10 protein-coding genes are annotated in these 11,621 nt (G+C 53.4%); 3 read left to right on the top strand and 7 right to left on the bottom strand.

Going from position 1 to position 11,621, the window contains the following annotated elements:
- Positions 1–26 precede the first annotated feature (26 nt).
- Together LGT44_RS06475 and LGT44_RS06470 are read left to right on the top strand one after the other, a co-directional pair.
- Positions 27–1,382, top strand: coding sequence for a DUF5666 domain-containing protein (locus tag LGT44_RS06475; protein ID WP_230331791.1), 1,356 nt, complete (start codon positions 27–29; stop codon positions 1,380–1,382).
- A complete protein-coding gene (locus LGT44_RS06470; RefSeq protein ID WP_230331792.1) occupies positions 1,375–2,301 on the top strand; it encodes a hypothetical protein in 927 nt (308 codons plus the stop codon). The genes LGT44_RS06475 and LGT44_RS06470 overlap by 8 nt, the downstream gene beginning before the upstream one ends.
- A 9-nt stretch (positions 2,302–2,310) precedes the next feature.
- On the opposite strand, the gene LGT44_RS06465 is transcribed toward LGT44_RS06470, so the two are convergent.
- The gene (locus LGT44_RS06465; protein WP_230331793.1) at positions 2,311–3,177 is read right to left on the bottom strand and encodes a lipase family protein; all 867 of its coding nucleotides are present in this window, start codon (positions 3,175–3,177) and stop codon (positions 2,311–2,313) included.
- Positions 3,178–3,433: 256 nt separating this feature from the next.
- Between LGT44_RS06465 and LGT44_RS06460 the strand changes: the two genes are divergently transcribed.
- Positions 3,434–3,616 (top strand): hypothetical protein, encoded by a 183-nt coding sequence (locus LGT44_RS06460; protein WP_230331794.1) that lies wholly within the window; start codon positions 3,434–3,436, stop codon positions 3,614–3,616.
- Positions 3,617–5,213: 1,597 nt separating this feature from the next.
- Here the strand turns inward: LGT44_RS06460 and LGT44_RS06455 are convergent.
- From LGT44_RS06455 to LGT44_RS06430, 6 genes are read right to left on the bottom strand one after another with little or no spacing between them, the layout of a single operon-like run.
- Positions 5,214–6,164, bottom strand: coding sequence for a peptidoglycan-binding domain-containing protein (locus tag LGT44_RS06455; protein ID WP_230331795.1), 951 nt, complete (start codon positions 6,162–6,164; stop codon positions 5,214–5,216).
- A gap of 48 nt (positions 6,165–6,212) precedes the next feature.
- The gene (locus LGT44_RS06450; RefSeq protein ID WP_230331796.1) at positions 6,213–6,962 is read right to left on the bottom strand and encodes a hypothetical protein; all 750 of its coding nucleotides are present in this window, start codon (positions 6,960–6,962) and stop codon (positions 6,213–6,215) included.
- Positions 6,963–6,976: 14 nt separating this feature from the next.
- Positions 6,977–8,626: a hypothetical protein gene (locus tag LGT44_RS06445; protein ID WP_230331797.1), complete on the bottom strand. Its 1,650-nt coding sequence runs from the start codon at positions 8,624–8,626 to the stop codon at positions 6,977–6,979.
- Positions 8,627–8,638: 12 nt separating this feature from the next.
- Positions 8,639–8,869, bottom strand: a complete 231-nt coding sequence (locus LGT44_RS06440; protein WP_230331798.1) for a hypothetical protein — start codon at positions 8,867–8,869, stop codon at positions 8,639–8,641.
- A gap of 3 nt (positions 8,870–8,872) precedes the next feature.
- Positions 8,873–10,108 (bottom strand): ATP-binding protein, encoded by a 1,236-nt coding sequence (locus LGT44_RS06435; protein WP_230331799.1) that lies wholly within the window; start codon positions 10,106–10,108, stop codon positions 8,873–8,875.
- Positions 10,109–10,111: 3 nt separating this feature from the next.
- Positions 10,112–11,446, bottom strand: coding sequence for a hypothetical protein (locus LGT44_RS06430; protein WP_230331800.1), 1,335 nt, complete (start codon positions 11,444–11,446; stop codon positions 10,112–10,114).
- Between the last annotated feature and the right edge of the window lie 175 nt (positions 11,447–11,621).

Below are 11,621 nucleotides of genomic sequence, written 5' to 3'. Positions count from 1 at the left end.
ACTGAAATAAACGAGAGAGTATTGCTATGAAAAAACATCTTCTGTCCGTTGCCGTTTGTCTGGCTGGTACGCTGCTGGTAACCGCTTGTGGGGGTTCCTCTTCTTCTGCCAAAGAGAATGGCAAACAGGTAACACGCGGTGTTATCGACGGCTTTGGCAGCGTGATTGTTAACGGCGTGCACTTTAACAGCGATCGCACTCAGTTTACGGTGGATGACCGTGCCGGTATTCAGGCGGATCTGCGAGTTGGTCAGGTGGTCACCATCATTGGCAACCACAATGGCGCAGAAGGTGTTGCTGCCGAAATTATTTATGACGTCAGTGTGGAAGGTACGGTGACGGCAGTTGATAGCGCCTCGGGTACGCTGACGGTGCTGGGCCAAACCGTTGTTACTGATGCGATGACCATTTTCGAAGACCTTGATCTGGCGACTCTGACCGTAGGCCAGCGCGTTGAAGTGAGCGGTTACAGCGCCGGTGAAGGACGCATCATCGCCAGCTTTATCGCCGCGGACGATGCAGACCAGAGCCCGGAAGAACTGACCGGTGTTGTGGCCGGCCTCGACAGTTCTGCACAGACTTTCCTGATCGGTTCTCAGCTGATCAGCTATGCCAGTGTTGCGACGCTGGATCTGGATGGCGCCACGCTGAGCGATGGCATGCAGGTTGAAGTTGAAGGAACCCTGGATGGCGACGTGCTGGTTGCCAGCGAAATTGAAGCGGAAGACAGCGATTTCGAAGAAGACACCGAGCTGGAGATGTCCGGTGCGGTTACCGCAGTCGATGCAGACAACAACCAGTTTGTTTTAAATGGTATGACGGTACGTTTTGACAGCGAGACCGAATTTGATGACGGCGACCAGTCGGCTTTACAGGCGGGTGTAATGGTTGAGGTTGAAGGCGTTGTCGGTACCGACGGCGTGCTGCTGGCTGAAGAAATCGAGTTTGAAGAAGCACCGGAAATTGAACTCGAAGGTGTGGTGCAGGCGACAACTGAAAACACCCTGACGGTGATGGGCATTACTATCAATGCTGACCTGCGTACCCGCGTGCGTGATGACCGTGACGATGAAGTGTACTTTAATCTGAGCATGCTGCAGCCCGGTGACCATGTTGAGCTGCTGCTCGAAGAAACCACGGCCGGTCAGTACCGTGCACAGTTGCTGGAACGTGTTGACGCCAGCAATAAGGTGGAACTGAAAGCCCCTGTGTCAGCCATCGACCTGAGTGCCGGTACTGTTGTGTTGCTGGGGCTGACGCTGGATGTCAGCGCGCAGGATCCGTCCATGCTGTCCTCTCTGGTGAGCGGCAGTATGGTAGAAATTGAAGGCTCATTCGACGGTCAGGTTCTGATCGTGCAGTCGATGGAAATTGATGACTGATATTTTGCTCAATCCTATAGCAGCCCCAACAGCAGCCCCCCTGCGCGGAGCATTCCGGCAGCGGGGGCTGCTGCTTATCTTATTACTGGTGTTTGCCGCTCAGGCAAAGGCCGGACTGCAGCTCGGGCTGGCCGCCGGTGCCGGCTACGACTCCAATGTTGCCCCCGACGTTACCGATATCAATGCTGGCCTGGGCGACAGTTATCATGCACTGGAAGCTTCGCTTGGCTGGCGTACGGCGGGGCGTCGTGGTGTGCAGTTTGAGACCAGCTACTGGCTGAAAGAACAGCGCTGGCAGGTTTACAGCGAATACGACAACCGTCTGCAGACCGGCCTGCTGCGCTTTGGTTATCAGGGTGATGTGCTGGCCACCGATGTGGCGCTGATTGCGGCCACCGCAGATGTGGATGGCCAGAGTTATATGCAGCTCGAACGTATCAGCCCGGCACTGGGCTTTATCCCGTCCGAATCTCTGTATGTGCGCACCCAGTTCGATTTTATGCGCAAAACCTACGAACAAAACAGCGCCCGCGACAGTGAGCGCAGCGCTGCCCGTCTGCAGTTGTACTGGTTTTTCCGCCGCAGCGGCTTATCGCTCAGCGCTCTGATACAGGGGGTGGATGAACAGGCGAATGCTCAGGTTTACAGTTATCAGGCTGGTATCGGACGGCTGTCGCTCAGACATCGCAGCCGCTGGTTTGGGCTCAGTGTGGTGAATCATCTGAGGGCGCGGCTGGAACAGCGTCAGTACGATGATGTGACGGAGCAGCGCCAGCGTCTGGAGATCAGCAGCCGCTGGCAACTCAGTCAGCGCTGGCAGTGGTCGGTCAGTCTGCAGCGCGATGACCGCCAGTCTGATTTTGCTGCCGCGAGTTATGATCAGAACCGGCTGGAAAGCACCATCCGCTGGAGCTTTTAAGGCTGCCGGTTAATTAATCGACAGCCCGAACAGATTGATTTCCATCTGGTAAGGCACTTCCTGCGCTGACTGCAGCAGCTCACCGATCAGTGTCTGATAGGTGGCGATCTGATGCGCCTGCAGGTTGCTTTCATCCGGCAGCGCTGTACTCAGCTTGGTCGCACGCAGCATGCTTTTTAAGCCGCGGGTCTGAGAATACTGCTGGCCGCCGAGCAGAATAATTTCTTCGCCCATGTGCCAGTAAACATCCAGGTCTTTAATCTGCAGCGGACTGAGTGGCGGCACTAATGGCACCAGATCTTTCTGGGTGACGACCCGTATCAGCGGAATACTGGCGTAGAGATCTGCCCCGGTAACGTTGGTGGCCTTGGGCTGGCCGAAAGTAATCACCTGCGTTATCTGCATTGCCGTATCGTGTTTTAAATACATCGCCAGCACGACCGCAATGGCGCCGCCCAGACTATGACCGGTAATCTGCACCGGCATGCCGGCAACCAGTCGTGGCCTGACATCGTTAAACACCGCCTCGGCGGCACTGCGGAAACCGTTGTGCAGGGTGATGCCCAGACGCTCGTCCGGCTGAAATTCAATATCCAGATCGACCATCACATTCGCCAGATTGGCGGTGCCACGGATCGCGATGGTCTGCACGCCATTGCCCTGACTGAGAAAATAACTGACCTGCGAATCCGCCAGCGTGACCTGATGAATCAGCGTCTGCCCCTGCTGCTTCAGCTGACTTTCCCGTTCGCTGTCGGCCAGATAAGTATCGCCGGACAGCTGCGCCTGAATGCGCAGCTGAGCGAAGTCCGGGGCGGCCTGCACCGCTGGCAGAAAGCAGTACAGCAGCGTGGCGGTGAGTAATTTTCTGAGCATATTCAGACAGTCCGGGCAGTGAGTCGGTTGTAGTATCAAAATAAAGTTGGTAACTAAAACCCCTTCCAGGCCTTGTTTTACCGCTAAAAAATAACACAGTAAAAAATAAAGTTGGTAACTTTCTAGGCGGATAGGGTCTGTAATAGAAAAATTTCATACAAAAAAAGTTGGTAACTTTTGTGTTTGGCCTTCGTCCTCGATGAGCCGGAACTGCAAGTCGAGATCGATCAGCAGCGGGATCAACTCCCGGAGAATAATGAAGCTGTTGCAGACGATCCCCCCTGCTGCGCGTCTGCATCCAAGTGTCCTCATCGCGCTTTGCTGCGTCAGCGTATTGAGCTGCGGCTCGCCCGACACACCTGCTGGGCAAATGCAGCGCCATCTCGGCTCTGTTGGCCTCCTGATCAGCTCCAAATATGCCGATGTACTGCCGTTTTAACGGCAAGAGCAGATATTCAAACGTCTGGGCCACGAGGTGGCCGCACCAGTATGGCGCACTGGATCATCCATCTGGATGAGGTGTTCAAACCGCCGATTCATCTGATTGCGCGAGGCACAGAACAGTGCAGCCTACCTGCAGGCTTCACATGGAATCAGTGGCAACCGTGATCTGGAATACGCACCTTAGTCGGATAAAATCCTTTGTTGATCAAATAATCCTTAAAACGATCAACAAATTGGTTTGTGTGTATCAGGAGATCAACAAACACTTTCGTCTATATTTTTGAAGGGAAAATGATCATCAAAAAAGTTTGTAGCTCAGGGCGAGGGGGCATCAAACTACCCTGAATGAGGACCCTAGTTTATTGATTGGTTGTTTCTATGAGGTAAGGCCGTTGGTGCTGGATGTCTCTATGATTATCCAATTGACAGACTGAAAGCAGTTGAATAACCGGATAATGCGACTGCTGTATTGTTAGTATTAGGTATGGCTCAGGCTTCAAAGCGTAGCGCCAATACTGACTACATATCTTGAAGTCTCGCCTTGGCCTTCTTTCCTGAGAATTGCGCCTTCACTTCAAAGATCTCCAGCCTATCCTTCGAAGAGGCTTTGCCATCCTTGACGATATGAAAGCCGATGTGACTGCCTTTTGTCGACTAGTTCCGGATGGTTTTGTCACTATAGCGAGTGCGTGGAACCCAGTAGCCGAATAGATATTCAAGAAAATCGTCGCCGAAATCGCCAGCGCGTATGCTGGGACCTAGTGCAGCTTTGGGGTCGGAAAACTTTGTGGTATTTATACCAAACAACTTGGAGTTGCAGGCAGGCGACCAACGAACAAATCCTCTGAGCACTTCGTGAACATAGATACTATGTCATGTGTTTGTGAGTGTCTGTCAACAACGCTGCAACTTCAATTAAGAAGGGTATAGATACTCCCCGCGAGAACACCCGCACCCTCTGTGCCAACAATCTATTTCGCCGTCAAAGCAATATGATTTCGGAAGTGTTTCGCCCATGTGGAGAGCACTGCCTCGTCGTTCTCATGACGGAACTCCCAGACCTCGACCTTCTTGCCGTCGGCGGTCTTCCGTCCCTCGTCAGTATCGACGAGCCATTTAGTGTGTTCCGAAGTCCAGGGCATGAATTATTGCCCGAAAATGGAAACGCATTTGTCACCTGCGCGTTGATAGCCACTGTCACAGACCCATTTGCGGCCGGTGTAATCAACACTGGCATTTGCAGGAACGAAAAACTTGACGCATCTATCTCCCTCCGGTCGGTAGCCACTATCACAGACCCATTTGCGACCGGTGTAGTCAACACTGGCGTTTGCAGGAACTTCGAATTTCACGCATTCGTTTCCCACCTGTCTGTATCCACTATCGCAAACCCACTTGCGGCCGGTGTAATCAATACTGGCATTAGCAGGAACTTTAAATTTTACGCACTCGTTACCTACCTGCTGATAACCACTGTCGCAAACCCAGTTTCGCCCTGTGTAATCAATGTGCGCGTTCGCAGGAATTCCACTCGACCTTCTTGATTCTTGCGCTGGCCTCGATTCAACTTTCGGAGGAGCTATGTTGGAACGCTAGTGAGCAACTCGCCTCAACACGGAAATCAGATACTGATCAATCCAGCCATCCTGGGTGATTCCAACGTCGCGCTGAAAGGCTTTCACCGCGTCGGCAGTACGGCGGCCATAATCGCCGTCCACCGGTCCAGGGTCGTAGCCGAGATCGGTTAGGAGCTGTTGAGCCTCCCTGGTGTATTGGGCATTGGGCTTCTTGGGAGCGGTGCTGGTCGATACTCCTGGTGAAACAGATGGATAGGAACGTCCCAACTGTCTGGCCTTGCGAATGGCCTCCGAGACAATCTGGCTTCGGTAGGCTTTCACATCACGTTCAGCTCGAGACTGGGAACCTTCGCGATACCTGTAGCTCCCGCAGCGGCTGTTGTAATCGTTGACGATTCGGTTGAACTCATCGATTCCCGCATTGTTATCAATGACGTCCCGCATCGCTTCAATGCGAATGCCCTCCCTGATGCACCAGCGAATTTCCGGTACGGACAGCACGTTGTTGGTGCCGACCGAAGGCTTTGTATATTGCAGCCCGGCACTTTGGGTGTTGCTTTGCGTTTGAGTAACCGGAGCCGGTGTGCTCTTCGAGGAACCGTAGCTCTGTGACGACGATGGCTGAGTATATGAAGGCTTTTTGTTGCTCTGCTCTACATTATTAATCAGCCAGAACACAATGATCACAAAGATGACACTGATAATGCCAAAAATCCATTTGCCGTCAGAGCCGCCCTCGTTATTGCCAATGTTTACTGTTTCGACAGGCGGAGGAGAGCTTGTAGATTTTTGCTCGGGTTCGGAAGTCGTAGTGTCCCGCTGAGGCTGGGGTGGTTGCTTAGGCGTTGAGGGCTTAGCCTCTGCTTTTGGCTCCGGCTTTATTGGCTCATCGATACCACTGACCTCGGACGCCAAGTCTGAAAGCCCGGAGAAGCCCTTTTTGTTCTTGTCGTTATCACCAGCCATGGGCATCGACCCCTTCCGTTTCGCACATAAATTTCATGCCGAGCTCCCTCATATGAACGTCAGCCCCCAAGCGCCCAGGCCGCCAATACCAATGCACAACAGAATCACCGGGGCACATCCAGAGTTTTTCTTTTTGGCGGGCAGTCCCGTTTCCGGATGTCCGTGCGCCTGAGCCAGATCGCCAATCATCTTTGGCTGGCCGCTTACTCCCAACTGTCGACCCAAGATCTCGAAAAACCTCCGCTTGACCGCCTGCGAGCTTGTGTCGCCTTCATAATCACCAAGGTTCAAGCGTGTCTCGCCGGTGAAGAGACCAATCATCAGCGGTCCCATTTTGCTGCCACCCTCGGCTTGAAGGAGCTCGCCAGCTTCGCTGCCGAGCATTTTGGCAAGCATGCCCATATCGGCCTGCTCGAGGGCAATGGTCATGATCGGCCGGTGCGATGGTCCGTGAGGATTCCTGTCGATGCGGTAGAAAACCGACATGGCGTAGTGATAGGTCATCCCCCGGTACTCGGCCTTCTTCCCCTGCATTTCCATGGTGAGGTCAAGAACGGTCTTCGGCTTCTTCTGAAAAGTCAGGAAGAAATCCCCCCAGACCCAGGTCTCGCCAGCATCGACGCTCGACCATGGAGCCGGAAGGGTCGGCCATTTGGTCAGCTCCAGCAAGGCGAACACCGGCTTTTGTGGTGCTGATGGCAGTGGACTGGTTTGACGAGGCTGAGACTGTGGGAGAGTCCCGGTATCCGATGTTAGATCACTGAGACCTGAGAATCCGCGTTTGTTGTCTTTATCCATACTGTTGCTCCCGTTCATTGCATGCTAATAAACATCCAGGCAATCAGGCCCAGAGATATTGCAATGTGCCACTTATCAAATGTCCGTAGCGGAGCCTTTCCGAGAAAACGGTATCCGTTACCAGTTGGTATTACCCGATATCTGCTTATCGGAAAAATGGGTATTGCAAAAAATACGAAATAATGGGTAGAAAGGTACGATCCTGATGCAGGGTCATGGTCAGTTGAACCATACATCGTTGTGCCAATCCCGTTTATTGTATGGAGACTCGGAGCAGATGAGATGGGTATGAGGTCCCCATAAAGCCTATCGTTATCTCTAACAGTGCTGAGGTTCTTCTGGATTCTTGATTTTACCTCTTGGCTACTGGCGTACTTGAAGGCCTCTTCAAGGAATGCAATGCACGGCTTCCACTTTTCCGTTTTGTTGCCGTAAACAACTGCGCAATGCATCAGGGTCAGTGCAATCTCATCTTTTCCTTGCGAGAGAATTTCGGCACCGGGTTTTGATGCTGACAACTTCGCTATAAGCTGGGGCGCAGTATTCATAACTTTCTGCGCCTCCCTATCAGCAGAGGTTGGTTGCTTTTCAGAGCTCTCCAGCGCTGCTTTACAAAGATCAGAAATCGGGTCGAGTAACCGGCTTAGCTTTCTTCGCTCCGCTATCTCGCCAAGTGCATCAGCGTCCTCAGCGGTGCGTTCGGCAACCTCACCAACCTCCGCGAATACTTCCTGCAGCATGTTCGTGAGTTGCTGCGAGAAATCGAGCTTGCCGTGCTCGTTGAACATATGGATCGCCAGGCCACGAACCAGACCGGCAACGCGGTGGCTGGCGTCGTGGTCGAGCCCTCGACTTTTCGTGCTGACCTGTATCGGCTGAGCGACGGTATCCCAGTTCTTCACAACCTGGATCAGCTGATTCACCATTGGGGCCAATGTGGAATCGGGCCGTTCTGCATCAACGGCTGCCCGCAGTTTCTCGACAAGGGCTCTTATGTTTCCTTCTTCCTTGTCAAGAAATCCCTGTGCCTCTACCTCATACGAATCAATGAGATCGGCTATCAGAATAGGGCCGTGCTCCTCCCCATCGTCAGTCGCGGACTCAACGGCAACGGTGACTGCCCCCACGAGTTCTTTTGGGGAAAGGTTGTCGAGGGCCGCCTTGATGACCTGGCGATAGTGCCTCCGCCGTTCCTGGATTTCAGCTTCGACGGCCGAGAGGTCCGATACTTCCGGAAACCCGGAGACAACCCGTTCCTCGTTGATGATCACGCTCAGTTCTTCAGGATCGAGATCCTCAAATGCCCATGAAATTTCGAGAATCCATTCCGCCACGTCATCGGCATTGTGATTTGGCAAACGAGCGAGGCCGGATGCAAGCAAGTTGGCTCGCGCAACTGACGACAACTTGTCAAGGGCAAGCAAATCAGCTGGCATGGACTCCAGAAGTGTCAGTACCTCGCCGGCTCGTCTCGGCCCAATGCCAGGCAACCATGCTACTTCAGCAGATAGCCTTTTCCGGGGGTTGGTCAACTCTGAACGCGCCTCCATGCACTCACTTGAGTCGAGCAAAAGGCTACGTTCATCGGCCAGTTCCATTATCCGACGACGATTATCGCGGGGGCTGGCATTCAGAATGTGAAAAGGATTTTGTAAAAGGTCCATGCTCCCCTCCGGTTACTTGTCATCCCAGACGAATCCGATGCGTCTGCTTTTTTTCTCTTGGTCTTTAGGAAGGCTGTTCAGCGCTGCCACGATGCTCTCTTGATCGAGTTCTGTCTTCCCGGCCTTGGCAGCGAGCCGTGCGGCCTCGCGTATAACAAAAGCCGAATCGGAGAGCGCCTTACCCGTGAGCGCATCGAGGATCTTGTCCACGTTAAGGCCGTCGGCTTTCGGTAGTTTGCTCAAGAGTTAGTCCACCAACGATGCCACTTCTTCCCTCGATGGCATGCCCACCTCGATGATGTGGTCGAACCGGCCGCGACGTAGAATGGCCGGATCGATCATCTCGATCAGGTTCGTCATGGCGATTATCAGTACCTTGTTCTTGATGGCCTCCGGAATCCGACGAAGGAATTCCGCTACCTCCTCGACGTGATGCAAGCCGGACGAGCTGCCAGAGCGTCTATCCGACAGAAAAGATTCCATCTCGTCGATGACGACGACGGACGGAGCGCCATCAATCGCCTTGTCAAAAACTTCGGAGATCTTCTTGCTGGTTTCGTGGATGTAGGGACTACCCACGCTGTTGGAATCAATCGAGTAGCTGGGCCAATCGATAAACTCGACAAGCCGCTCCACAGCGAAGGTCTTGCCACAACCTGGCGGCCCGTGCAGGACAATGGCGGAAGGAAAATCGATGCCCAAAGCCTGGTATTTCTCGGCATTGAAGATGATGTCGATGACGTGTTCGTTAAAAAACTCTTCGAGCTGTGGACGCCCAGGAAGCCTGAATACTTTAGCCTCGGCCGGTTCTTCTTGGGTTTGCGGCTGTTCAGGTTTGACAGCCTCCTTGGGGATGGCGGTCTTTGCTTCGGTCTTGGCTTGAGAGGCGGGTTTGCGCTTAGCCAGTAGACCCGCATCAGCAGGTACGCTAAACCCTGCCGCCTTTACAATTTCCGCCAGATCGCCAGCAGGCATCCACCCTGTCAAGTTGGTCAAACGCCGGAAGGATTCGGTGGAGATGACGACCCCTCCGGTTATCCAGGTACCCAAAACCACTTCATCATCAACGTGGGGTGTCAGCGTCCAGGTTGGGAGCAGTCTGGAGTACTGCTCCACATAAACAGCATCTTGAAATGAGGCATCCTGCGATAGCTTCCGAGACTCTTTGAGGGCGAAAGCAAAGGCCAGTGCATCAACCTTGCTTTCGGGTGACTTGCCATTTTCAACTGGAGTAAGGGAGTACTTCTTATGGCTGCTCAGGCTCCGGAAAGATTCAGTTCCAGACGAGACCTCTGTGAACAGGGATTCGTCGAGAAAACCGCAATCATTCCACTTCCGCATCAGCTCCGGGCGCGTGACCAGAATATTGTTGGAGCCATTGGTATCAAAAATCTGCCACTCGTCGCCGGAATAGAGGAGTGACCGGATTTTCGAACCATCCGGCAACTCGTACCCTTTAGGCAGCCATAAGTCGTTCGCCATAAATCATCCCCTGATAATGTTGGCTACATCGAACATCTCGTTGTCTGGGCCACCGCCGATCTGAATCATCGAAAGCTGGGCGACAACGGTGCGAAGTTTTTCAATGTCGTCGGAGCGCATGAGTTGTGTGCCGATCTGGGCGAGTTCCTCGAAACGGTGCTTGTCGGCAAACTGGTGGGGCGAGCTGACCATCCATTTGAATCGCTCGACCACGAACCAATCCTGCCGCCAGAGGATCTCGAAGTTTTTGCCTTTCAGCTCATCAAGGTGGTGCTCGAAGTCTTTGTCATTGCGGTCGATTGAGCGTTGAGCCGTTTTCGCCAGATTGTCAAAGGCCGACGCCTCAGATGGGCGGGCATGTTGACGGATATGCTCATCAAAGAAGGACACGAGGCCGTCGAGGTCAATCTGCCGGATTTCCTTCAGATGCTCCTTTCGGACCTGGGCAAGAAGTTTCCGTGCCTCGAGAACCTTCTCCATGGCCTCTTGGGACTTCTCTGTTTCCGCTTCATCTGGATCGAGCGAGACTGCAGATTCAAGTTTCTGCCGTGCTTGGTCCAGTTTCGGGTTGTCCACCACCTCGTTGATCTCGTCGATGCGATTCAGCGTTCTTTCGCCTTCCTCGACAACCATGACGGCCGCTGCGGTGTAGTCGAGCTGTCCCTCCTGGCGGGAATAGAAGTTCTTACCGGAGTGGAAGGTGCCGCCGATGCAGGGCACGGAGACCTCAATGTTGATGTTGCCGGAGTCCAGGATCTCGTATTCACATTCCAGATCGGCACCGGCGGGAATCACGCCGTCATCGAAATCTGAGCCGGAAATCTTCAATACCCCGATGGGGCGGTTGTCGGTAATGGGGTCTTCAATTTCACCTTCCCAAAGTTTCAGGTTGAGCGATCCCGAGGCACCGGATTTGAGCGACTCAGCGGCCTTGAATACCTTTTTCCCCTTCTTGGGCAGCGAGTCACCCGAGCGAACCAGATAGTCGAGTACGGGGCGGCCGCCAAGTTTCTCCAATACTTCAATGCCAACCGAGTGAGAGGCTGGAATTGCATCCACTGAGGCAGCGGTTCGGGTAATGACGATATTGTCCTGTTGCAGAGCAATGGGTCCGCCTACAGAATCGAAAACAAATACCTTGAAGGTGTTGTCACCAGCTTTTGTCAGGGTGACGTCGATGGTTGCGCCATGCTTGAGAGGCAGGCGGCCTGAGGTCCAACCAGTGTCGACGCAGTCGACCTGAAACTCTGAACCAGATGCTGCTTGCCCAGCGAGCTGCACTGCTATCTTCGCTTTAACATTCGGAGTACGAGCAATGTAATTGAAAGATAGTTCCAATCCTCCGCCGGAGGAGATTTGACCTCGGGTGCTTTTTCGCGATCGGTTCTGGGAACCCCAGTCTATAGATTCAGCGAAAGGTAGTGTTCAGAATTCTGTGTCATTTCTTTATCCTATACAAAACAGAGATGACACATGACCAAACCAACCTTCGACATGGAAGCCGCGCTGCAGG

Source organism: Thalassolituus alkanivorans, from assembly GCF_020447205.1.
Lineage (GTDB): Bacteria > Pseudomonadota > Gammaproteobacteria > Pseudomonadales > Oceanobacteraceae > Venatoribacter > Venatoribacter alkanivorans.
This window is presented reverse-complemented; position numbering and strand designations above follow the sequence as displayed.